General features: G+C 66.5%; 20 protein-coding genes. 16 read left to right on the top strand and 4 right to left on the bottom strand.

Features of this window, described 5'->3' with window-relative positions; all coding sequences use genetic code 11:
* Positions 1-29 precede the first annotated feature (29 nt).
* Genes YWC_RS27790 through YWC_RS27785 form a run of 3 tightly spaced genes read left to right on the top strand, consistent with a single transcriptional unit; the run spans position 30 to position 4723 of the window.
* Positions 30-1709: a methyl-accepting chemotaxis protein gene (locus tag YWC_RS27790; RefSeq protein WP_156923422.1), complete on the top strand. Its 1680-nt coding sequence runs from the start codon at positions 30-32 to the stop codon at positions 1707-1709.
* Complete coding sequence (locus YWC_RS0100800) at positions 1694-2539, top strand: alpha/beta fold hydrolase (RefSeq protein WP_084416236.1); 846 nt, start codon at positions 1694-1696, stop codon at positions 2537-2539. The genes YWC_RS27790 and YWC_RS0100800 overlap by 16 nt, the downstream gene beginning before the upstream one ends.
* 12 nt (positions 2540-2551) lie before the next feature.
* A complete protein-coding gene (locus YWC_RS27785) occupies positions 2552-4723 on the top strand; it encodes an EAL domain-containing protein (protein ID WP_051306116.1) in 2172 nt (723 codons plus the stop codon).
* A 15-nt stretch (positions 4724-4738) separates the two neighbouring features.
* Here the strand turns inward: YWC_RS27785 and YWC_RS0100790 are convergent, their stop codons facing one another.
* The gene (locus YWC_RS0100790) at positions 4739-5947 is read right to left on the bottom strand and encodes a molybdopterin molybdotransferase MoeA (RefSeq protein ID WP_036212489.1); all 1209 of its coding nucleotides are present in this window, start codon (positions 5945-5947) and stop codon (positions 4739-4741) included.
* Between the two features lie 267 nt (positions 5948-6214).
* On the opposite strand from YWC_RS0100790, the gene YWC_RS0100785 reads away from it, so the two are divergent.
* The 9 genes from YWC_RS0100785 to YWC_RS0100745 all read left to right on the top strand — a co-directional run bounded on the left by YWC_RS0100785 (position 6215) and on the right by YWC_RS0100745 (position 14859).
* On the top strand, positions 6215-6895 hold the full coding sequence (locus YWC_RS0100785; RefSeq protein ID WP_027863672.1) for a Crp/Fnr family transcriptional regulator: 681 nt from the start codon (positions 6215-6217) through the stop codon (positions 6893-6895).
* A gap of 35 nt (positions 6896-6930) precedes the next feature.
* Complete coding sequence (locus YWC_RS0100780; protein ID WP_027863671.1) at positions 6931-8127, top strand: NnrS family protein; 1197 nt, start codon at positions 6931-6933, stop codon at positions 8125-8127.
* A 57-nt stretch (positions 8128-8184) separates the two neighbouring features.
* The gene (gene hemN / locus YWC_RS0100775; RefSeq protein ID WP_027863670.1) at positions 8185-9606 is read left to right on the top strand and encodes an oxygen-independent coproporphyrinogen III oxidase; all 1422 of its coding nucleotides are present in this window, start codon (positions 8185-8187) and stop codon (positions 9604-9606) included.
* Positions 9607-9755: 149 nt separating this feature from the next.
* Entirely contained in the window at positions 9756-12029 is a 2274-nt protein-coding gene (locus YWC_RS0100770; protein WP_027863669.1) for a nitric-oxide reductase large subunit, read from the top strand.
* Between the two features lie 65 nt (positions 12030-12094).
* Positions 12095-12358: a DUF2249 domain-containing protein gene (locus tag YWC_RS0100765; RefSeq protein ID WP_027863668.1), complete on the top strand. Its 264-nt coding sequence runs from the start codon at positions 12095-12097 to the stop codon at positions 12356-12358.
* 9 nt (positions 12359-12367) lie between these two features.
* On the top strand, positions 12368-12835 hold the full coding sequence (locus YWC_RS0100760) for an Rrf2 family transcriptional regulator (RefSeq protein ID WP_027863667.1): 468 nt from the start codon (positions 12368-12370) through the stop codon (positions 12833-12835).
* Complete coding sequence (locus tag YWC_RS0100755; RefSeq protein ID WP_027863666.1) at positions 12832-13080, top strand: DUF2249 domain-containing protein; 249 nt, start codon at positions 12832-12834, stop codon at positions 13078-13080. The genes YWC_RS0100760 and YWC_RS0100755 overlap by 4 nt, the downstream gene beginning before the upstream one ends.
* Positions 13065-14330, top strand: a complete 1266-nt coding sequence (locus tag YWC_RS0100750; RefSeq protein WP_027863665.1) for a hypothetical protein — start codon at positions 13065-13067, stop codon at positions 14328-14330. Before YWC_RS0100755 ends, YWC_RS0100750 begins: the two co-directional genes overlap by 16 nt.
* A gap of 43 nt (positions 14331-14373) precedes the next feature.
* Positions 14374-14859 (top strand): chemotaxis protein CheW, encoded by a 486-nt coding sequence (locus tag YWC_RS0100745; RefSeq protein ID WP_027863664.1) that lies wholly within the window; start codon positions 14374-14376, stop codon positions 14857-14859.
* Between the two features lie 50 nt (positions 14860-14909).
* On the opposite strand, the gene YWC_RS0100740 is transcribed toward YWC_RS0100745, so the two are convergent.
* A complete protein-coding gene (locus YWC_RS0100740; protein ID WP_027863663.1) occupies positions 14910-15761 on the bottom strand; it encodes an alpha/beta fold hydrolase in 852 nt (283 codons plus the stop codon).
* Between the two features lie 118 nt (positions 15762-15879).
* On the opposite strand from YWC_RS0100740, the gene YWC_RS0100735 reads away from it, so the two are divergent.
* A complete protein-coding gene (locus YWC_RS0100735) occupies positions 15880-16701 on the top strand; it encodes a LysR substrate-binding domain-containing protein (protein ID WP_211238932.1) in 822 nt (273 codons plus the stop codon).
* A gap of 21 nt (positions 16702-16722) precedes the next feature.
* Here YWC_RS0100735 and YWC_RS0100730 read toward each other — a convergent pair whose 3' ends face one another.
* Complete coding sequence (locus YWC_RS0100730) at positions 16723-16911, bottom strand: hypothetical protein (protein ID WP_027863661.1); 189 nt, start codon at positions 16909-16911, stop codon at positions 16723-16725.
* A gap of 115 nt (positions 16912-17026) precedes the next feature.
* The gene (locus YWC_RS0100725) at positions 17027-18064 is read right to left on the bottom strand and encodes a hypothetical protein (RefSeq protein WP_027863660.1); all 1038 of its coding nucleotides are present in this window, start codon (positions 18062-18064) and stop codon (positions 17027-17029) included.
* Positions 18065-18436: 372 nt separating this feature from the next.
* On the opposite strand from YWC_RS0100725, the gene YWC_RS0100720 reads away from it, so the two are divergent.
* From YWC_RS0100720 to trhA, 3 genes are all read left to right on the top strand, one after another.
* Positions 18437-20518 (top strand): putative bifunctional diguanylate cyclase/phosphodiesterase, encoded by a 2082-nt coding sequence (locus YWC_RS0100720; RefSeq protein WP_027863659.1) that lies wholly within the window; start codon positions 18437-18439, stop codon positions 20516-20518.
* 230 nt (positions 20519-20748) lie between these two features.
* Positions 20749-21075 carry a hypothetical protein gene (locus YWC_RS0100715; RefSeq protein WP_027863658.1) on the top strand — a complete coding sequence of 109 codons (327 nt, stop codon included), beginning with the start codon at positions 20749-20751 and terminating at the stop codon, positions 21073-21075.
* Between the two features lie 8 nt (positions 21076-21083).
* Positions 21084-21701, top strand: coding sequence for a PAQR family membrane homeostasis protein TrhA (gene trhA, locus YWC_RS0100710; RefSeq protein ID WP_027863657.1), 618 nt, complete (start codon positions 21084-21086; stop codon positions 21699-21701).
* Positions 21702-21812 lie beyond the last annotated feature (111 nt).

Raw genomic sequence — 21812 nt, 5'->3', positions numbered from 1 at the left:
GCGCCCCAATTACAGAACACTTCATTATCGTGAAATTCTCCAACCTGAAAATCGCCACCCGCCTTGGCGCTGGCTTCGGCCTGGTCCTCCTGCTGCTCGTGCTGGTGCTGGCGACCGGCATGCAAGGCTTCCGTGCGATCGGCCATTCCACCGCCACCCTCATCGACCAGGACCTGGTGAAGGCCGATGCCGCCACGACGATCGATACCCTGACCCGCGCCAATGCGCGCCGTACGCTCGAACTGTTCCTGGTGCCGGGCGCGAACGAGCGCGCCCAAATCCGTGACCGGATCGCCGCCAACAAGGACGACATCACGCAGGCCCTCCAGACCCTGGAGCGCCTGATCACGAGCGAATCCGGCAAGACGCTGCTGGCCAGCGTGGTCGAGCGGCGGGTCGCCTACGTTGCATCGTTTTCCTCGGTGAGCGCGCTGATCGAATCCGGCCAGCGCGAGCAGGCCCAGCAACTGGTCATGCGCGAGACCATGCCGAGGCTGGACGCGCTGCAGGAAAGCGTCCAGGCGCTGACCGCCTACCAGAAGCGCCGCGCCGGGGACAGTGGCAAGGCCGTGGCCGCCATGATTTCCTCCAGCGCCACCCAGATGCTGGTGCTGGGACTGCTGGCGCTCGGCGCCGGCGCCGCGTTCGCGATCTGGCTGGCACGCTCCATCGTGCGGCCGCTGCGCAGGGCGGTGCAGGTAGCGCAGGCAGTGGCCGGCGGCGACCTGAGCAGCCGGATCGAGATCACCTCCTGCGACGAGCTGGGCGAACTGCTGCAGGCGCTCGAGATCATGAATGACAATCTTGGCCACATGGTGAACGAGGTGCGTCAGGGCACGGACACGATCGCCACTGCCTCGAGCCAGATCGCCAGCGGGAACCTTGACCTTGCCGCGCGGACCGAAATGCAGGCCAGTGCGCTGCAACAGACCGCCTCGTCGATGGAAGAACTGACCGGGACCGTGCAGCAGAACGCCTCGAATGCCCGCCAGGCCAGCGCGCTGGCCAATTCGACCTCGCTGATCACGGCCGAGGGCAGCGAGGCGGTGGCGTCTGTCGGCGCGACCATGTCGTCGATCAGCGAGAGCGCGCGGCGCATCGAAGACATCACGGGGATCATCGACGGGATCGCGTTCCAGACCAATATCCTGGCTCTGAATGCGGCAGTCGAGGCGGCGCGGGCCGGCGAGCAGGGCAGGGGCTTTGCGGTAGTGGCCTCCGAGGTGCGCAATTTGGCGCATCGCTCCGCAGCCGCAGCGAAAGAGATCAAGGTCCTGATCGGCGATTCCGTCGACAAGATTTCGGACGGAACGCGCCTGACCAGCGAGGCGGCCGATACCATGCGCCAGGTCCTGGGCAGTGTCCAGCGCGTGACCGACCTGATGGCGGACATCAGCGCCGCCAGCGACGAACAGCGCAGCGGCATCGAACAGGTCAACCAGGCCGTGACTCAGATGGACGCGGTGACGCAACAGAATGCCGCGCTGGTCGAGCAGGCCGCCGCAGCGGCACAGTCGATGCAGGACCAGGCCGGCGCCCTGACCCGCACGGTCCACATGTTCAGGCTTGCCGAGCCCGCGGCGGACGGCCAGCCGGCCGCCGCTGCGCGCAGGCCGGCCGGCGTGCGCGAGCGGCTTGCTGCCGGCGGTTCCCGGCTCCTCCAGCTGGGCAACAGCAAGGACGAGGAGCTGGCATGGACGCGCTCCTGAACCCGGCCGGCGTGGCAAGCGCACAGCCCGACGCGGGCGCCCAGTCGGCCCTGTGGCGCAACAACGTACGCTTCGCGGGCGCGGGCGACAGGACCATCGTCTTCGCCCACGGCTTCGGCTGCGACCAGGCGGTCTGGCGCCGGGTCGCGCCCGCCTTCGAGTCGGATCACCTGACGGTGTGCTTCGATCACGTCGGCGCCGGCGGATCCGATCCGGCTTCCTACTGCCCCGAGAAATATGCCTCGCTGGACGGCTACGCCCAGGACCTGATCGAGATCTGCGAGGAGGCGCAACTGCGCGACATCGTCTACGTGGGCCATTCGGTCAGCGCAATGATCGGGATCCTGGCGGCGATCCGCGCGCCGGCGCTGTTCGACCGGCTGGTGCTGATCGGGCCGTCGCCGCGCTACCTCAACGACGCAGGCTATGTGGGCGGCTTCGAGCGCAGCGACATGGACGAGCTGCTCGGCGCCCTCGAGGACAACTTCGTCACCTGGTCGGCCAGCATGGCACCGGTGATCATGAACAACCCCGCGCGCCCCGAATTGGGACGGGCGCTGGCCAATACTTTCTGCCGCCTGCATCCCACGGTGGCGAAGCAGTTCGCGCGCGTGACTTTCCTGAGCGATTGCCGCGATGCCTTGCCGCTCGTGCGCACGCCCTCTCTGATCCTGCAATGCAGCAACGACGCCATCGCACCGCTCGAGGTGGGGCGCTACCTGCACCAGAGAATCAGCGGCAGCGCGCTCAGGATCATGGCCGCGACCGGACATTGCCCGCACATGAGCGCACCCGAGGAAACCATTGCGGCCATCCGCGCCTTTCTATGACCGGGGCGGCCGATGCGTGACGAGATGACGGTATCCGGCGGCGGCGACCAAGGGGCGCCGGCGAACGGTTTCGCCCTGAATTCCTTGTGCGGCATGGTGGCCGTGGGCCTGGACGGGAACATCAGCCATTGCAATGAGGTGTTCCTGGCATGGACGGGATATGACCGCGACGACGTGATCGGCAAGCGCGGCTTGGAGGATTTCCTGTCGCCCGGCGAGCGGGTGTTTTTCCAGGGCCAATGCCAGCCCATGCTGCAGCTCGGCGGCGCCGTCTGTGAACTGGCGTTGCGCCTGGTGGCGCGCGATGGCACGCGCTTCCCGGTGCTGGTCAACGCTGCCCAGCGCAGGAATGCGCAAGGCAAGGTGGTGGGCGCCGATTTCACCGTGTTCAATGCGAGCGAACGCCGGCGCTACGAGGACGAACTGCGCATGGCGCGCCAGCGCGCCGAGGAATCCGATGCGCGCCAGCGCGAGCTGAACCAGCGCCTGATGCAGAGCCATGCCGCCCTGCACGCGCAGACCGAACGCCTGCGGCTGATTCTTGGCGCGATCGGCGACGGCGTCGTCGCGGTCGACGGCGCGGGAACGGTGAGCTACATGAATCCGGCCGCTGCTGCGCTGTGCGCCTGCGACCGCGATGCCGCGCTCGGCATGCCGCTCAGCAGGGTATTCTCGCCGGTAGAGGAACAGGACGGCCAGCCGTTCCACTTGCATGCGCTGTCTCCCGACGCGACACCGGCCGAACCGGCGCGCAGATGGGTGCTGTGCAAGGACAGGGACCGGATTCCGGTCACGCTCTCGGTCGCGCCAATGCGCGACGAGGCCGGCGGGATGCTCGGCCACCTGATCGTGTTCCGCGATGTCTCCGCCAGCCAGGAGTTCGAGTCGCGCCTGCATTACCTGGCGACCCACGACGCATTGACCCAACTCATCAACAGGCACGAATTCGAACGGCGTTTGAGCGCCATCCTGCAGTCGGATTCCCCTGCCGGCCACACGCTCATGTACCTGGACCTCGACCAGTTCAAGATCGTCAACGATACTTGCGGTCACGCTGCGGGCGACGAACTGATGCGCCAGCTTGCGCACGTCATGCGCAGGACGCTGCGCAAGGAAGACACCCTGGCCAGGCTCGGCGGCGACGAGTTCGGGGTGCTCCTGCACCGCAGCGAAGCACACGAGGCCCTCGCCGTTGCCGAGCGCCTGCGCCAGGCGCTCAGGGCCTTCGACTTCGTCTGGGGCGGCAAGGTGTTCCCGATCGGCGTCAGCATTGGACTGCTTGCCTTGCTGCCCGGCGAGATGCTGTTGTGCGATGCCATGCGGATTGCCGATTCGGCCTGTTACGTCGCCAAGGAGAAAGGCCGCAACCGCGTGCACGTCTCGACCCGCGACGACCTCGAGGTCGAGCGCCACAAGGGCGAGGTCGGCTGGATCAGCCGCCTGCATGCGGCATTGAAGGACGAACGCTTCGTCCTGTTCGGGCAGCAGATCCGCGCGCTGCAGGCCGAATCCGGCGCGGCCGGGCACGTCGAGGTCCTGATCCGGATGACGGAGGCCGACGGAACGCTGGTATCGCCAATGGCCTTCATTCCGTCCGCGGAGCGCTACGGCATCATGCCGCAGATCGATCGCTGGGTCATCGGCAGCCTGTTGCGGCGCTTTCATGAACTACACCCGGACTGCGCCGGCGCCCCAGTGTATGCGGTCAACCTGTCGGGCACCACGCTGTGCGACGAGGGCTTCCTGCCGTTCGTGAGGGAGGAGCTGGCGCGCTGGCGGGTCGATCCGGCGCGGATCTGCTTCGAGGTCACCGAAACGGCGGCCATCGCCAACCTGAAGCAGGCAACCCATCTCATTACCGAACTCAAAGCCCTGGGCTGCCGTTTTTCGCTGGACGATTTCGGCAGTGGAATGTCCTCGTTCGGCTACCTCAAACATTTGGCGGTCGACTTCATCAAGATCGACGGCCGCTTCGTCAAGGACCTGCTTGCCGACCGCGTGAACTACACGATGGTGGAGGCGATCCACCGGGTCGGCCACGTCATGGGGCTGCGCACCATCGCCGAATTCGTCGAGAACGCCCAGGTGCTCGAGGCGCTGCGCGGTATCGGTGTCGATTTCGCCCAGGGCTACGAGGTGCACAGGCCGGCGCCCCTGTTTTCCGATCGCGCCGGCGCCGGGTAGCAGCGCGGGCAGGGCTCAGCCGAGCAGTTCGGCGAAGGGCAGGTAGGCAAGCGTGTCGCCGGGTGCGATGCGCTGGCCGGGCGGGCGAAGGGCCAGTCCGCTGCCCTGGACCGCAGAGCGCATGAGCGCCGATCCCTGACCGCCGGACAGCACGAGATTGCCGGCCTGGTTGACCCGCACCCGCAGGAACTCGAGCCGCTCGTCGGGACGCTCGACGCTGAACTCGGCCCGCATCGACAGCGGCTGGGGCAGCACGGCGCGCATTCCCTGGAGACGCAGCAGGAAAGGGCGTACGAACAGCAGGAAGCTGACGAAGCAGGCCACCGGATTGCCCGGCAGGCCGATGAAGTGGGTGGCGCCGCCGGGCCGGCGCAGCGTGCCGAAGGCGAGCGGCTTGCCCGGCTTCATGGCGATCTTCCACAGGTCGAGGCTGCCTTCGGCGGCGACCGCCGGCTTCACGTGATCGGCATCGCCTACCGAGGCCCCGCCGCAGCTCAGCACCAGGTCATGGCCGGCGGCCGCATCGCGCAGCACGCTACGGGTGGCATCGAGACGGTCGGGCACGATGCCGAAGTCGTCGATTTCGCAACCGAGTGCGCACAGCATCGATCCGAGGGCGTAGCGGTTGGCGTTGTAGATCTGGCCGGGTCCCAGCGCTGCGCCGGGCATCGTCAGTTCGTCGCCGGTGAACAGCATGGCCACGCGCAGCCGGCGTGTCACCGGGAGACAGGCCAGCCCGTTCGATGCCGCGTAGGCCAGTTCGGGCGCGCGCAGGCGGGTGCCGGCCTCCAGCAGCGGGGTGCCGGCGCGGATGTCCTCGCCGATCCGGCGGATGTGCTCGCCGGGTACGGGCTGCCGCTCGATGACGACGCTGCGGCCGTCTTCGGCGCCGCGGCAGTATTCCTGCATGACGACGGCGTCGGCGCCGGCGGGAATGCCGGCGCCGGTGAAGATGCGGGCCGCGCTGCCGGGAGCCAGCGGCGCGGGGGCGTGTCCGGCCGCGATGCGCTGGCTGACCGGCAGCACGGCGCCGGCGCCGCATTCGGCGCTGCGTACGGCATAACCGTCCATGGCGGCGTTGTCGGCGCGCGGGACGTCGATGCCGGCATATTGTGTCGCCGCCAGCACGCGGCCGGCCGCGGCCAGGGTGCCGATGGACTCGGTGTCGGTGACCGGATGGGCCCGGGCCAGGAGGAGGTCGAGTGCTTCCTGCACGCTCAGCATATGGGTACTCGTATGACGGTTGATCGAGAAACGCGCGTCGCCATCCCGCTGGGAAGGCCCCTGTATTGTCGGGCGGAAAGGGTGGGCCGGCAATACGCCGGAATGACGATGGCCGCCACGCCGGCTGCTCCAGCGCATGGGTCTGTCGGTACGACGGACTAGCTGCCGTACGCACAAAGAACTACAGCCTTTGCGCGGGCAGAAGTCTATGATCTGAACCGTTCTTATCGAGACATCACGACACGTCCAGCCAGGCCGCCAACCACCATGCCACCACGACATCGCATCGAACCGCGCCAGTTCCTGAAACGCCTGCCCCTGTTTGCCGACCTGTCGGCCGAGCAGCTGGACGCCGTTGCTGCGGCCACCAGCGAGGTGCACGCCGCGCGCGGCCACGTCATCTTCAAGCGCGGCGATCCGTGCAACGGTTTTCACACGATCATCTATGGCAACGTCAAGCTGTGCTTCCTGTCGTCCCAGGGGGACGAGAAGGTGGTCGAACTGCTTGGCCCCAACCAGAGCTTCGGCGAGGCGCTGATGTTCATGGATCGCCCCTACATCGTCCAGGCGGAAGCCTTGGCCGACTGCATGCTGCTGCACGTGCGCAAGCAGGCGATCTACGAAGAGATCGAGCGCAACCCGGCTTTTTCACGGCGCATGCTGTCGGGCATGAGCCGCCGCCTGCACGGGCTGATCTCGGATGTCGAATCCTATTCCCTGCGTTCGGGCAGCCAGCGCGTGGTCGGCTATCTGCTCAAGGACGACCCGGTGCCGGGGCAGGAAGTCACTTTTTTGGTAAGCAAGAAGATGATCGCTTCGCGCCTGAACCTCTCGCCCGAGTATTTCTCGCGCGTGCTGCACGACATGGCCGACCACGGCATGCTCGCCATCGACGGGCGCAGCATCACGATCCTCGACACCGAGCGGCTGCGCGCCTACGAAGGCTGAGCGGCCCGGCATCCATCCAACACGGGAGCAACACCATGACATTGCTGCGTATCGAAGACCCGGCCGGCGCCCGCGCGAGCGGTCCCTTGCAGGATCACCCCTTCCTGGCCCTGGGCTTCCGTCCGTTCTACCTGCTGGGAGCCGCCTTCGCTGGCGTCGCCGTTCCCGCCTGGACCGCCGCGTCCCTGGGCTGGATCGCCTCTTCGCGCCTGAATCTCCTGTGGCACATGCATGAAATGCTGTTCGGCTTCGTGATTGCAATCGTGGTCGGCTTCCTGTACACGGCGGGCCGCAACTGGACCGGACTGTGGACGCCGCGCGGCAGGCATCTCGGCGCCCTGGTCGCCCTGTGGGTGGCCGGCCGCGTCGGCATGCTGGCGCTGCCCCCGGCGCTGGCGGCGGCGGTCGACCTGGCTTTCCTGCCGCTGGCAACGATTCCCCTGTACCGGGTGATCCGGCGCGCCGGCAATACGCGCAACCTGGTCATGGTGGTCCTGCTGGCAGTGCTGGCCCTGGCCAATGCCGCCTTCCATGCCAGTGCACTGGGCTTGCTGGCCTTGTCGCCGCTGCAGCCGCTGTATGCGGCCATCGTTGCCATCATCGTGATCGAATCGGTGCTGGGCGGACGGGTGATCCCGAACTTCACTGCAAATGCCGTGCGCGGCGTGCGCACCACCAGCGATCCCCGCCTGGAGAAGGCCAGCCTGGCCCTGACCGCGGCGACCGGCCTGGCCTGGGCCGTGCTGCCGCTGTCGCTGCCGCTCGGCGTGCTGGCGCTGGCGACGGCGCTGGTGCAGGCGGTGCGGATGGCCGGCTGGAAGCCCCTGTGCACGCTGCGCAATCCGCTGCTGTGGATCCTGCATCTGTCGTATGCATGGATTCCGGCCGGCTTCGCGGTGCTCGCGCTGGCCTGCTTCGGCATGGCGCCGCACAGTGCCGCCGTGCATCTGCTGGCGGTGGGGGCGATGGGCGGCCTGATCATCGGCATGATCACCCGCACCACGCTCGGCCATACCGGGCGCATGCTCAAGGCGGGGAGGGCGGAGACCGCAATGTACCTGCTGCTGCAGGCCGGCGTGCTGGCGCGCCTGGCGGCGGCCCTCGGCGGCGGCGGCGTGCGCGAATGGGGCCTGGTGCTGGCCGCGGCGTGCTGGAGCCTGGCGTTTGCCCTGTTCTGCGCCGTCTATGGGCCTTACCTTGCGCGGCCGCGCATCGACGGGCGCGAGGGCTGAGCGCCCTGCGTGTACGCACTGCCGCGCGCTGCGCGGCCTACCATCTTTTCTTGTCTCATGAATTCACATTCCCACACCCTGCCGCCGACCGTCCTGAACGCCGACCTGGTGGCGCGCATGAGCCGCCAGGGGCCGCGCTACACATCCTACCCGACCGCCGACCGTTTCGTTCCGGATTTCGGCAGCCAGGGCTACCAGGCCGCTGTCGAGCGGCGTCGCGCCGCGCCCGCCCGGCCTGCACTGTCCCTGTATGTCCACATTCCGTTCTGCCGCTCGCTGTGCTATTACTGCGCCTGCAACAAGATCATCACGAATGACCGCGACAAGGCCGCCGAATACCTCGCTTACCTGATGCGCGAGATCGACATGCAGGCCGCCCTGTATGGCGGCATGAACCGGGTCGAGCAGCTGCATTTCGGCGGCGGCACCCCTACCTACCTGAGCGGCGCGCAGATGGACACCCTGACGCGCCACCTGCGCGAGCGTTTCGACTTCGCTCCCGACGGCGAGGGTGAGTACGGGATCGAAATCGATCCGCGCACGGTCGACGCGGCCCGCATCGCCGAACTTCGCACCCAGGGCTTCAACCGCATCAGCCTCGGCGTGCAGGACTTCGATCCGGACGTGCAGCGGGCGGTCAACCGCATCCAGCCGGAGGCGCTGACGCTCGACGCCATCGCGGCGGCGCGCGCCCACGGATTCCGCTCGGTCAGCATCGACCTGATCTACGGCCTGCCGAAGCAGAGCGTGGGCTCGATGCAGCGCACGCTGGACAAGGTGGTGGCCGCCTCGCCCGACCGCATTTCGGTCTATAACTATGCGCACATGCCTGACCTGTTCAAGTCGCAGCGCCTGATCCGCGAGGAAGACATGCCCTCGGCCCAGACCAGGCTCGACCTGCTCGGCCTGTGCATCGGCCACCTCACGACGCATGGCTACGTGTACATCGGCATGGACCATTTCGCCAAGCCGGACGACGAGCTGGCGCAGGCCCAGCGGGCCGGCAAGCTGCACCGCAACTTCCAGGGCTACTCGACGCATGCCGAGGCCGACATGATGTCCTGCGGCGTCTCGGCGATCAGCGCGGTCGCCAATGTCTACAGCCAGAACGAGAAGTCTCTGGGCAGGTACTACGCGGCGCTCGATCGCGGCGAGCTGCCGGTGGCACGCGGCATCGAACTGCGTCCCGACGACCTGGTGCGGCGCGACCTGATCCAGCGCCTGATGTGCGACTTCGATCTCGACATCCATGCGCTGGAAGACCGCCATGGAATCCTTTTCGACGTCTATTTCGCGCGCGAGCAGACCCAGATCGAGACGCTCGAGAAGGATGGACTGGTGACCCGCGCCCCGGGGCGCCTGCAGGTGACCGACGAGGGACGCTTTCTAATCCGGAATGTCTGCATGGTCTTCGACCGCTACCTCGGCACCGGCAGCGCGCAGCCCCTCCAGCGCATGCCCTATTCGCGCACGATCTGACATCGGCAATCCCGCCTGCAGGCGATGGCGGGGTTTTCTTGATCTGGACTATCCAAAAGATGTAAATAGTTTGAATCATTTGATGCCGAGACCTACGATGCCGGACAGAACAACGCAACAGTGTTCTGTTCACTCTCACAAGGACAATCATGCAAGCCACAAAAAAACTCTGGACATGGCTGGCCGTCATCTGTGTGATCTCGTTTTCCGTACTCGGCTGGGTCGGCAGGGAGATCTACCTGGAGGCGCCGCCGATACCGCTCACCGTGACCGATGCGAAAGGCCAGGTGCTGTACCAAGGACCGCAGATCCAGCACGGCCAGCAGGCCTGGCTGGCCGCCGGCGGGCAACAACTGGGCAGCGTCTGGGGCCACGGCAGCTACCTGGCCCCGGACTGGTCGGCCGACTGGCTGCACCGCGAGGCGCTGGCGCTGCAGGACCTGCTGGCGCTGCGCGACTTCGGGCGTGCCTACGGCGATCTCGACGCTGGCCGGAGGGGCCAGGTCGATGCCGGGGTCCGCGAGGAGCTGCGCCGGAATACCTATGATGCACACACCGGCGTGCTGGCGCTGTCCGACCTGCGCGCACAAGCCGTGCGGCAGGTGGCGCGCCATTATGCCGGCCTGTTCGGCAGCGACAGCCGTTTCGACGCACTGCGCGAGCAATATGCGATGAAGACCGGCTCGCTTCCCGTCGAAGCCGACCGTGCCGCGCTGACCGGCTTCTTCTTCTGGTCGTCCTGGGCGGCCGCGACCGACCGCCCGGGCCAGCCAGGCCTGAGCTATACCAGCAACTGGCCGCACGAGCCGCTGGTCGGCAATACGCCGACCGCCGGCGCCGGTATCTGGTCGATCGCCAGCGTGATCCTGATGATCGCTGCGATTGCCGGGATGGTGTTCGTCCACGGCAGGCACAAGGACGAGGACGATCCGGCGGCACCGGAGAGCGACCCGCTGGCGAAGCTAGGCATCACGCCCTCGATGCGCGCCACCCGCAAGTATTTCTTCGTGGTGGTCGGGCTGATCCTGGCGCAGGTCGGCATGGGCGTCATCACCGCACACTATGCGGTCGAGGGCACCAGCTTCTTCGGCCTGCCGATCGGCGACATCCTGCCGTTCACCGTCAGCCGCACCATCCACACCCAGTTCGCCGTGCTGTGGATCGCTACCGCATGGCTGGCGACCGGCCTGTACATCGCGCCGGCCATCTCCGGACACGAGCCGAAGCACCAGAAACTGGGCGTCAACCTGCTGTTCTATGCGCTGCTGTTCATCGTGGTCGGCTCGACCGTCACCGGCTGGCTCGGCACCCTGCGCGCCGCCGGCACCGACTTCTCGTTCTGGATCGGCAACCAGGGCCTGGAATTCACCAGCATGGGCCGGGTATGGCAGGTGCTGCTGTTCATCGGCCTGCTGTTCTGGGCCTTCCTGCTCGGCCGCGGACTGTGGCCGGCGCTGCGCAAGCCATCCGAAAGCCGCGGCCTGGTCGCCATGGTGTTCCTGGCGGCGCTGTGCATCGGCGGTTTCTACGCCACCTCGCTGACCTGGGGCCGCAGCACGCATTATTCGATGGTCGAATACTGGCGCTGGTGGCTGGTCCACCTGTGGGTCGAAGGCTTCTTCGAAGTGTTCGCGACGGCCGTGATTGCGCTGCTGTTCACCCGCCTGGGCCTGATCCGCGCCGCTTCCGCCAACAGCGCGATCGTGCTCGAGACCATCGTGTTCCTGTTCGGCGGCATCCTCGGCACGCTGCACCACCTGTACTTCACCGGTACCCCGACCTCGGTGATCGCGCTCGGTTCGATGTTCTCGGCGCTCGAAGTGGTGCCGCTGTCGCTGATCGGGATCGAGGCGTATCGCAACTACCAGCGCACCCGGGCGGCGCCGTGGGTACGCAACTACAAGTGGGCGATCCTGTGCTTCATCGCGGTCGGCTTCTGGAACACCGTCGGCGCCGGCCTGCTGGGCTTCTCGATCAACACCCCGATCGCACTGTATTACATGCAGGGCCTGAACATGACCGCAGCGCATGGTCACGCCGCGCTGTTCGGCGTCTACGGCATGCTCGGCATCGGCCTGATGCTGTTCTGCCTGCGCGGACTGAGCGCAGGCATCGGCTGGTCCGATTCGCTGCTGCGGCCGACCTTCTGGCTGCTCAACATCGGCCTGGCGATGATGGTCTTCATGTCGCTGGTCCCGGCCGGCATCTACCAGGCGCATGCCAGCATCACCAAGGGCATGTGGTACGCCCGTTCGGCCGAGGTCGTCCATTCGGCCTTCATGGAGAACATGGTGTGGCTGCGGGTGCCGGGCGACATCGTGTTCGCCGTCGGGATCCTGTTCCTCAGCCTGTTCGCCCTGCGCCTGATGCGCGGCAGGCGTGAGCCGCAGGCCGGCGCCGGCACCGTCGCGGCGCGCGCCTGAAGCAGCGAATCCGCCCGCTCCGGCGGCCGCTCGCATCTACAACAGATTCACGAAAGGAGTAGCACATGCCACACGATTGTTCCGCCCCCATGAGCCCGGGCCGCACCTATGTGTTCGATGCCAGGGGCGTCGACCGCCGCTTTCGTCATGCCGCCATCTTCGGCGCCTTGCATACGCTGTTGCCAGGCGAATCGATGAGGTTCTGCAACGATCACGATCCGATTCCGCTGCTGAACGAAATCGACGACGTCTTCGGCGAACGGGTCAACGTCGTCTACCATCGGCGCAGCGTCGGCGACGTCGTCATCGATTTCAGATTGCGCTCCTGAGGAGACGCCATGCGGCTGACCGAGTTTACCGACCACGCCTTGCGCCTCCTGATGTACCTGGGCAGCTGCCACGGCCGCATGGCAACCATCGACGAGGTCGCCCTCGAGTACGGCATCTCGCGCAACCATCTTGCCAAGGTCGTCAACGAACTGGCGGCCGACGGCGTGATCGTGGCGGTCCGCGGGCGCTGCGGCGGCATCCGGCTCGACCGCGATCCGCGTGAGCTTCGCATGGGCGACATCGTGCGCCGCACAGAACCGAATTTTCACATGGCGCAGTGCTTCGGCGGCGACGCTGGCGCGTGCCCGTTCGGCGCCGCCTGCCGCCTGCGCCAATCGCTGGCCAGGGCGACCGAGGCTTACCTTGCCGAGCTGAACCGGCTCAGCCTCGCCGACCTGCTGGCCACGGCAGGCGAGGCCGAGCCGATCACCGCGCTTGCCGTTTCCCCCTTCGAATCAAAGGAGTTCCTCTCATGAGCGCAGCGACTGCCGCCGCGGCTTTTCTCGATGTGTCCGGCCTGCTTCCACCCGAGCCGATGGAACGGATTCTGGAAGCGCTGGCGACGCTGCCGCCTGACATGGCCCTGCAGGTCCTGATCGACCGCGAACCTTTTCCCTTGTACCGGGTGCTCGAGCGCCATGCTTATCGCCACCGGCTGACCCCGCGCGACGACGGCAGGTTCGACCTGGCCATCCAGAAAAGATCATGCAACGAACACTGAGCTATGGCGCGATGCCGCCGATCTGGGTGCCCTTGCCCTTCCTGCTCACCGCTCCCTGCTTTGTATTCGCCGCAGCGCTCCTGCTGATGTGGCATGGCGAGGCGGCGCTGAGCTCGCGCTGGACGCCGGTCACGCTCGCCATGACGCACCTGCTGAGCCTTGGCTTCCTCACGATGACCATCGTCGGTGCGCTGTTTCAGATCCTGCCGGTCGTCGCCGGGACAGCGGTCAAGCTGGCCGGCCCGGTGGCGCTGCTCTCCTGGAGTGGCCTGGCGGGGGGCACCGTCATCCTGGCCGGCGCCCTTGGCCTCGGTCTGGGCCCCGGGTTCTATGTGACGGCCGCCAGCCTGCTCGGCCTTGCCGGACTGGTCGTCCTGAGCGCAGTAGGAGCGGCGATCTCGCGCCGGATCGTGCCGGCCGCCCGGCCCCTGGTGGCAGGCGTGCGTCTGGCGATCTCGGGGCTGGCCGTGACGATGGGCCTGGGCGGGGCGCTGGCCATGTACCTGGCCGGTCTCGGCATGCTGGATGTGCTGCTGTTCGTCGACGTGCACGCGTCCTGGGGACTGGTCGGCTGGATCGTGGCCTTGACCGCGGCGGTCTCGTTCCAGGTGATTCCCATGTTCCAGGGCACGCCAGCCTACCCGCGCTTGCTGGAGGAGGGCATGCCGGTGCTGCTGTTCGCGCTGCTGCTCGCCTGGAGCGGCGCGGCGCTGCTGAAGCTGCCCGGCCTGCAACTGGCGGCAGAAATCGGGGTGGGAGCGCTGATGCTGACGTACGTCGCGACCACCTTCCAGTTCTTCCGCCGGCGCAAGCGCAAGGCCGATGTCGGCACCTTCTACTGGAGCCTGGCCATGGCTTGCCTGGCGCTGGCGATCCTCGTGCATTTCCTGCCGCTCGCGCCCGACCGGCGCGCCCTGCTGACCGGCGTGCTGGTCATTGCCGGCTTCGGCATGTCGGCGGTAAACGGCATGCTCTACAAGATCGTCCCCTTCCTGGTCTGGTATCACCTGCAGTGCGACGTCCGCGCAGGCGGCGCCCGCGTGCCCGGCGTGAAGTCGATCGTGGACGAAGCGCGCGCCCTGCGCCAGTGGCGCTGGCATGTGGTCGCGCTATGCCTGCTGCTCGGTTCGCCGTTGGCGCCCTCCGTGCTCGCCAGGCCGGCCGGGCTGTTCATGACGCTGGCCATGTTGCTGCTGATTCGCGACCTGGGCGGCGCGTTACGGCTCTTTCTGCGTTTGCGCCACGCCTGAGCTGCGCGCATCGACCCTGTTCCTACCCCTTTTCAATTCACGCATGCATTCATTTGACGACACCGATCCGTACATGAGGTTTTCCGACATGTTTGCGCAGATCCGCTTGCAACGGGTCGAGGCGCTGGGCACCGAACTGGCGTTCGATGCAGTCAGTCTTTGCGAGCTGCTGGATCTGGCGCCGATCCACGCTCCAGTGCGCCTTGGCAAGGGACTCGTCATGTCTTACGAAGGACAGATTATTCCGCTTGTCGACTTCCGTTCTTCTTCGGGCAAGGAAAAGCCGATGACGGGGAGCCGCCTGGTGGTCGCGAACGTCCAGCACTGCAGGTTCGCCCTGCTGGTCGACCGTATCCGCGAACCGGTCAATGTCGACTACGCCGCGATTCGCATCCCGGACCAGGCGCTGGTCGAACGTTGTCCTTATCTCGTCGGATCCGTAGGGTGCGATGGGGACGAGGTCCACCTGATCGATCTGGAACGCTTGCTGGGGCCGGCAATCAGAACCCATCTGCACGGTGAGGACTGATGGCCGGTCGGGCTGCCCGCGAAGCCCGTCACCGGCGCCGCAGACACGGCCTATGCCGCCTGTTTCCCCAGGAATGCATGGAGCAGGCGGTTGAACGCCGCCGCGTGCGTCACGTTCATCCCGTGCGACGCGCCCGCCATGCTGCGCTTGTCCACGTGTGCCATCCAGCCTGCCAGATGGTCGACGTTATCGCGGTACATGCGTGGGCTGCGCTCTCCCGCGAGGAGCAGGGTCCTGCAGCGCAGCTCGGCCGCGCCGGCGCGGGTATAGGCCGGCAAGGGATCGCGGAACTGCTTCGGCAGCGTTGCCGCATTCGCGATCGCCATGGTGCGGAACGACGCCGGGCTCTTGCGCCAGATGCCGGGCATGCTGACCGAGTCGACGAACAGCTCCAGGCCCGCGTCGAGCTCTCCAGCCTCGATCAGCTCGGCAACGCGCGTGCGGACAGCCTCGGCCGATGGCGGCAGTGGCGCCGCGCCGGTCTCCAGCGGGCCGGCGGGATCCGCCAGGGTCAGCGTTTTCACGAGTTCCGGATAGGCACGCGCCAGGTTGAAGGCGACGCATGCGCCGCGCGAGTGGCCCACCAGATGGACCGGGCCGAGGTTCATCGCCCGAATGAACTCCGCCAGTTCCGCGACATGCAGCTGCCAGCTGAAAGCGCCCTGGGCGCCGGCCTCGTCGACAGGCCAATAGTGGCTGAGGCTGACCGAGAAGCAGGAAAAGTGCTGCGACAAGGCGTCCGTCTGGCTGTTCCAGTAGCGGTAGTCGCACAGCGAACCATGCACGAAGAGCAGCGCTTCGCCGGACCCGGATGCCACGTAGGGGATGCGTACGCCTGACGCGACGGTGGCAAAGCAAAGCTCGGGGACTGCAAAGATGCGTGGATCGGTGGCTGCGTTCATGTCTGGCTCCTTTCCAACACTATGCACGATGGCGTCACTTAAGAAAATCGCATAATATTGAAGGCATCTATCTGTTTTTCTGATACATGTGAAAGCACTCGACCTGGACGTCCTGGCCATGATCGTGGCGGTGGCCGATACCGGCAACATCAGCCGCGCGGCGGAAGTCGTCCACCGCTCGCAATCGGCGGTCAGCATGCAAATCAAGACGCTCGAGACCGCGCTCGGCAAGCCCCTGTTCGTACGCAGGCCGCGCAGCGTCACGCCGACGCAGGACGGCGAGGTCCTGCTCAGCTACGCGCGGCGCATGCTGGCCCTGCGCGACGAAGCCTGGGCCGCGGTGGTCCGGCCCGACGTCACCGGCCGGGTCGTGCTCGGCGTGCCCGACGACTATGCCTCGTCCCTGCTGCCGCCTATCCTCAAGAAGTTTTCCGCCACCTATCCAAAGGTGGAGATCCAGGTGGTCGGCCTGCCGAGCGTGGCGCTTGCGCCCATGGTGAAGGACGGCACGGTCGACCTGGTGTGCGCCACGCGCGTCAAGGGCTTGTCGGGTGAGTTCGTGCGCTTCGAACCGATGGTCTGGGCCGCCTCGCCCAGCGTGCACGAGATCTGGCGCGAGCGGCCGCTGCCGATCGCCGTTTTCCTGCCCGGCAGCGTGGCGCGCGAGAACGCGATCCGCAGCCTGGAACGGGCACGGATTCCTTACCGGACCTCGTATGAAAGCCCGAGCCTGATGGGGCTGCTCAGCATGGTCGAAGCGGGCCTGGCCATCGCGCCGCTGGCGCGCTGCGCGGTGCCGGCGCACCTGAGCCAGCTCGGCCAGGCGCAGGGCCTGCCGGAACCCGATGCGCTGGAAGTCATCCTCGCGCGCAGCAGCAAGTCGCGGCGCCCGCCCTGCGACTTCATGGCCGAGAACATCATGTCGGAGTTGCGGCGCTAGGCCCGCGGGCGTCCTGTCGTGCTAATGACGGCGCTGGCCGCCCGAGCCGTATGGATGCGTGCTTACCGGACGCGCGTCGGGAAAGGCGTTTCGGAAGCGCGTGCTGTCCTTGCCGTTCGCATCGATCCATGCGCGCGCTTCGGTCACCCGTTCAGCGTCCTCGAAGCAATACACGTCGCCGTCGAGTGTCACCTCGTTCGTCAGTTCCATTGTTCCTCTCTTTTGTGCCGAGGGCGGACTGTATACGAAATCCGCCCGCTGCGTACGGCGCGGCACCCCGGCCAGGCAGTCGCGCAAGGACAGGAAGCCGGCAGGTGCCGGCCGATCAGGTCTTTGTCCGGTCCCAGCCGTGGTGCAGGGCCGCCCGGATCTCGTCCCAGGTCGATGGCTTGCCCTCCCGATGTCCGCGCTCCCATTCGGTCCGCAACTGGCTTTCCACCTCATCCCAGCCACGGCCCGCGAACATGCTCCTGCGGCGCACGTGATGGCCGTAGCGGTAGACCGGGGCGAGATCCTCGTAATGCGTGCCGGGATAGGTGCGGGCGTGATGAACACGATAGTCGTCCTCGTCCATGTCATCGCCGACCCGGATACTGCTCCAGCCGTGCTTGACGGCGTCCATGAAGTTTTCCCAGGCCGTGGGCTGGCCCGGATGCCTGCTTCCCGGCGCGCTTCCAGGCGCGGGCGCCGCTTGGTCCGAACCGGGGCCGCGCGATGCGCCGGCGTCCAGCGCGCCGCTGGCGTAACGCGTCCTCCAGTGGTTCCGGCGATAGCTGTCGTCGTCGATCTCGGGATGCGTGCTGTCCCAGCCCAGGCGGACCGCCGGCGCGGCCAGGTCCCATCGGGGTCGCTCCGGATCGCTCGCTTCCCACAACACCTTCAGGTCTGCATCCGCCTCATGCCATGAACGGTTGCGGTAGCGCGGGCTCTCGTGCAGGTCATGGCCGAAACGGTAGGCCGCACGCGCCGCTTGGTCGATGTCCGTTCGCCCACCGAATGGGCGCGTGCCGACCTCCTCGCCGCCAGTGCGCATGAAACCGGCAATCAGGACGGCGGCACGCCTGGCATCGTGCGTCGAATCGGTCCACAGGGTAAGGACATGGCTGTCCACCTTGCCCATCGCAGCCGCCGCCGCCGGGCGGCTGCCTGCCTGGCCGAGCAAGCGGGAGAGCAGGCGCGCGCTCGAGGCGCCGGGGCGCTCGCGCCACTTCGGGGGAGGTGCGTCGCCCGCGGTCGCGGAACGCGCGCCGGCGATGCTTGCCAGGCCGGTATCGGCGCGCGCGTATCCGGAGGCGAGCAGGACGTCCAGCGCCTGCTGGGCCTTGCCGCGGTCGTCGAAGACCGCCTTGAGCTTGTGTCGCATGATGCCCTCCTGCTGCCATGAATGAAAAAAGCATGCTTGCCGGCGGTGCGGGAATGCCCGGGATGCGCGCATGGACGATGCCGGTGGAATCGCGGTGCGTGGTACGGCCCGCAGCGTGCGGGCTGATGTGGGTTGCCTGCGGCAGTGCTCGCGACTTGCAGCGAATGGTCGGCGACCGGAAGGGCAGGGCCGCCACAAAGCTGCGGCGGCGATGTCACAGTGTACTCCCATCCGGAGGCACGTGCGGGAGATCCGCGCATGCCCGGGGCGCGAAGCAAGCGATTCGCGCGACGGCGCTCGTGCGCCGTGCTAGCATGCATTGTATTGACGGCTTGGGCCGGCGCGGATCTGGAAGGTATTCACCCAGGCAGTATGGAAAACCGCATCCTGATCATTTCCCCCGACCCCGGCGACGTCGGGAGCTTGCGCCACGCCCTGGGCAATGCATCCGACGGCCCCTTCGTCGTGGAAGACGCCGCGACCCTGGCAGACGGCCTGCACCGCATTGCGCAGGGCGGGATCGATGCGATCCTGCTGGACATGTGCCTGCCGGACAGCAGCGGCCTGGCAAGTTTCGACCAGGTCTTCGCGGCGGCGCGTCATACGCCGATCATGGCGCTGTGTGCGCTCGCCCAAGAGCAGCAGGCCAGGGAGGCGGTCCAGCGCGGCGCGCAGGGCTGGTTGTCGAAGGGCTACTTTGACAATAACCTGGTGCCGCAATCCCTGCGCAATATTATCGAGCGCATGCGGGTCGAGCAGAAGCTGGACGCTGTCCAGGCACGCGCGCAGATTACGCTGAACTCGATCGGCGACGCCGTCGTCTCGGTCGACATGCATGGGCGGGTCGACTACCTGAACATCGCGGCCGAACTGATGACCGGGTGGAAACGCGATGAAGCCAGGGGGCGGCCCATCGCGGAAGTCCTCGTCATGGTCGAAGGCGATGCGGATGCTACGGTCGTCAATCCGGTGGAGGCCGTCCTGCGGGCCGGCCGGCCCGAGGGCTTGAGCGGGGAAGTCGTCCTCGTGGATCGACATGGCAAGCGCAGGAGGATCGAGGATTCGGCCGCGCCCATCTTCGATTGGAATGGACAGCTTGTGGGTGCTGTCATGATCTTCAGAGACATTTCTGCGGCTGTCGCACTGAGCACGAAGATGAAGCACCTCGCCCAGCACGATTTCCTGACCAGCCTGCCCAACCGTGTCCTCCTGAACGACCGCATCACCCAGGCCATCGCATTGGCCAGGCGCAGCAATACCTGCCCGGCACTGCTTTTCCTCGACCTCGACAAGTTCAAGCACATCAACGACTCCCTCGGCCACGGCGTCGGCGACCACTTGCTGCAAGCCGTCGCCGCGCGCCTGCTCCAGTGCGTGCGCACGTCCGATACGGTCAGCCGGCACGGCGGCGACGAGTTCGTGGTCCTGCTGGCGGCCGAGCGGCGCCCGCAGGATGCGGCGCTGGCGGCCGAGAAGATCCTGGTCGCGATGTCGAGCCCTTTCGCGGTCGATGGACATCAACTGCATACCTCCACGAGCATCGGCATCAGCGTCTTTCCGTTCGACGGCCTGGATGCCGCCGCCCTGATCAAGAATGCCGATACCGCGATGTACCACGCCAAGGAGCGCGGCCGTAACGGTTACCAGTTCTTTCGCCACGACATGAATGCGCGCGCCGTCGAGCGCCAGCTCGTCGAAAGCAACCTGCGCCGGGCGCTCGAACGCGCCGAATTCGCACTGTATTACCAGCCCAAGCTGGACCTGGAAAACCGGACGATCACCGGTGTCGAGGCCCTGCTGCGCTGGGAACACCCCGAATGGGGAATGGTCCTGCCGGAGCGTTTCATTCACATTGCCGAGGAGTGCGGCCTGGTGGTTCCCCTCGGGCGGTGGGTCTTGCGCGAAGCCTGCGCGCAGGCGGTGCGCTGGCGCGACAGCGGAGTGGCGCCGGTATCGATCGCGGTCAATGTGTCCGCCATGGAGTTTCGTCACCGCGACTTTTTCGACCACGCGCTTGCCATCTTCGAGGCAACCGGCGTCGACCCGGCCTGGCTGCAACTGGAACTGACCGAGAGCGTGCTGATGCGCGATGTCGCGGCCAGTGCTCGCCTGCTTGCGAAGTTCAAGGCGATGGGCGTGCAGATTGCCGTCGATGACTTCGGCACCGGCTACTCCAGCCTGAGCTACCTGAACGAATTCCCGATCGACGTGCTCAAGATCGACCAGTCCTTCGTGCGGGCGATCGACGGCAACCCGGAGGGCAACGGCGCCATCGTGAGCGCCGTGATCGGCATGGGGAAGAGCCTGCGCCAGCGCGTCATCGCGGAAGGCATCGAGAACGCGGTGCAACTCGATTTCCTCAAGCTGCATGGCTGTGGCGAAGGACAGGGCTATTTTTTCAGCCGGCCTGTCGATGCCGACCGGATGGGGGCAATGCTGCGTAGCGATGCATGAGGCCGTGCCCATTTGTACGGGCACACGCGATGTTCACATCGAACGAATACTTACACTTTTTTCTCCCGTACGGGGGCGGTGGGGCGCATAGTGTCCTGGTTTCGTCCTGTCGCCGCCGTCAATCCGCACTGGAATAAGCCGGACCCGTTTCTGCGACGATCCCGGCCTGCTGCGTCATTCCCACGGATCGCGCGCGATTCCCAGCCCACTTCGACTACACGGAGCAAGCGATGCATACAGTCCTGGAGTTCCCAGCCAAGGTATTTGTCCAGTGGGGGGCGATTGCGCAGGAGATCGTTCCCTATCTGGCCCAGCACGGCGTCAAGCGGGACGAGATCTGCGCCGTCCTCGACCGCCTCCGGACAAGGTGGGAGCAACTGGATCCGGCGCCACCCGGTGATACCGGCGCTGCCTTGCTCGATGGGGACGACGCTGTGCAAGTATCCAGCCAGCTGGAGGAGGGCGAATTGTACGTTTCCCGGCACTGGAGATCGCAGTCTGCCAGGATGCTGATCGAATCCGCCATGGCCGATTACCAGCGACATGCCAGCCGCTGACGGGCCATATGGATCACGGTGAACGCTTCAACAGCATCTCCCATGCGGTGGGAACGGTTCTCGCAGCCCTCAGCGGCGTGCTCCTGGTCGCCGTGACTGCGCTCGGCGGTGACCCATGGAAGATCGTCGCCTGCAGCATCTACGCGCTCACGCTGCTGGTCCTGTACCTGACGTCCACCCTTTACCACAGCGTGCGCGGCGCCGCCAAGGACGTGCTGCGCAAGATGGACCATTGCGCCATCTATCTCCTGATCGCAGGCACGTATACGCCGTTCACGCTCGTCACGCTGCGCGGAACCCTGGGCTGGACGATGTTCGGCGTGGTGTGGGCGCTGGCCCTGTTCGGGGTCGTCCAGGAGCTCTGCCATGCAAGCCGGGCACGTGTCCTGTCGCTCGTGGTCTATCTGGTGATGGGCTGGCTTGCCCTGCTCGCCATTGGCCCCCTGGTCGATGCGCTCGGCCGTGCCGGCTTCGCCTGGCTGGCGGCCGGCGGGCTGCTCTATACGGGCGGCATCGCGTTCTACGCCACCGACCACAAGCTGCGCCATGGCCACGGCATCTGGCATCTGTTCGTCCTCGCCGGCAGTGCCTGCCACTACATCGCCGTTCTGTTCCACGTCGCCTGAAACCAGGGCGCATTCTCCAGGCAATCTCTTGCCGCTTGTTATTCCCCGAAAATAGATTGGCAAAGCGCCCGCACAGGCGCGAAAAAGAGCGCATAGTGTGAAGGTCAAACG

Source organism: Massilia alkalitolerans DSM 17462, from assembly GCF_000427785.1.
GTDB lineage: Bacteria > Pseudomonadota > Gammaproteobacteria > Burkholderiales > Burkholderiaceae_D > Telluria > Telluria alkalitolerans.
This window is presented reverse-complemented; position numbering and strand designations above follow the sequence as displayed.

What these genes read in the sequence shown, in the direction of transcription:
- YWC_RS0100770 (WP_027863669.1), top strand. Translation starts at nt 9,756, where the DNA reads ATGCAAGCCACAAAAAAACTCTGGACATGGCTGGCCGTCATCTGTGTG.
- YWC_RS0100735 (WP_211238932.1), top strand. Translation starts at nt 15,880, where the DNA reads ATGATCGTGGCGGTGGCCGATACCGGCAACATCAGCCGCGCGGCGGAA.
- YWC_RS0100760 (WP_027863667.1), top strand. Translation starts at nt 12,368, where the DNA reads ATGCGGCTGACCGAGTTTACCGACCACGCCTTGCGCCTCCTGATGTAC.
- YWC_RS0100755 (WP_027863666.1), top strand. Translation starts at nt 12,832, where the DNA reads ATGAGCGCAGCGACTGCCGCCGCGGCTTTTCTCGATGTGTCCGGCCTG.
- YWC_RS0100715 (WP_027863658.1), top strand. Translation starts at nt 20,749, where the DNA reads ATGCATACAGTCCTGGAGTTCCCAGCCAAGGTATTTGTCCAGTGGGGG.
- YWC_RS0100785 (WP_027863672.1), top strand. Translation starts at nt 6,215, where the DNA reads ATGCCACCACGACATCGCATCGAACCGCGCCAGTTCCTGAAACGCCTG.
- YWC_RS0100720 (WP_027863659.1), top strand. Translation starts at nt 18,437, where the DNA reads ATGGAAAACCGCATCCTGATCATTTCCCCCGACCCCGGCGACGTCGGG.
- YWC_RS0100750 (WP_027863665.1), top strand. Translation starts at nt 13,065, where the DNA reads ATGCAACGAACACTGAGCTATGGCGCGATGCCGCCGATCTGGGTGCCC.
- YWC_RS27785 (WP_051306116.1), top strand. Translation starts at nt 2,552, where the DNA reads ATGCGTGACGAGATGACGGTATCCGGCGGCGGCGACCAAGGGGCGCCG.
- trhA (WP_027863657.1), top strand. Translation starts at nt 21,084, where the DNA reads ATGGATCACGGTGAACGCTTCAACAGCATCTCCCATGCGGTGGGAACG.
- YWC_RS0100765 (WP_027863668.1), top strand. Translation starts at nt 12,095, where the DNA reads ATGCCACACGATTGTTCCGCCCCCATGAGCCCGGGCCGCACCTATGTG.
- YWC_RS0100745 (WP_027863664.1), top strand. Translation starts at nt 14,374, where the DNA reads ATGCATTCATTTGACGACACCGATCCGTACATGAGGTTTTCCGACATG.
- YWC_RS0100800 (WP_084416236.1), top strand. Translation starts at nt 1,694, where the DNA reads ATGGACGCGCTCCTGAACCCGGCCGGCGTGGCAAGCGCACAGCCCGAC.
- YWC_RS0100725 (WP_027863660.1), bottom strand. Translation starts at nt 18,064, where the DNA reads ATGCGACACAAGCTCAAGGCGGTCTTCGACGACCGCGGCAAGGCCCAG.
- YWC_RS0100730 (WP_027863661.1), bottom strand. Translation starts at nt 16,911, where the DNA reads ATGGAACTGACGAACGAGGTGACACTCGACGGCGACGTGTATTGCTTC.
- YWC_RS0100740 (WP_027863663.1), bottom strand. Translation starts at nt 15,761, where the DNA reads ATGAACGCAGCCACCGATCCACGCATCTTTGCAGTCCCCGAGCTTTGC.
- hemN (WP_027863670.1), top strand. Translation starts at nt 8,185, where the DNA reads ATGAATTCACATTCCCACACCCTGCCGCCGACCGTCCTGAACGCCGAC.
- YWC_RS0100780 (WP_027863671.1), top strand. Translation starts at nt 6,931, where the DNA reads ATGACATTGCTGCGTATCGAAGACCCGGCCGGCGCCCGCGCGAGCGGT.
- YWC_RS0100790 (WP_036212489.1), bottom strand. Translation starts at nt 5,947, where the DNA reads ATGCTGAGCGTGCAGGAAGCACTCGACCTCCTCCTGGCCCGGGCCCAT.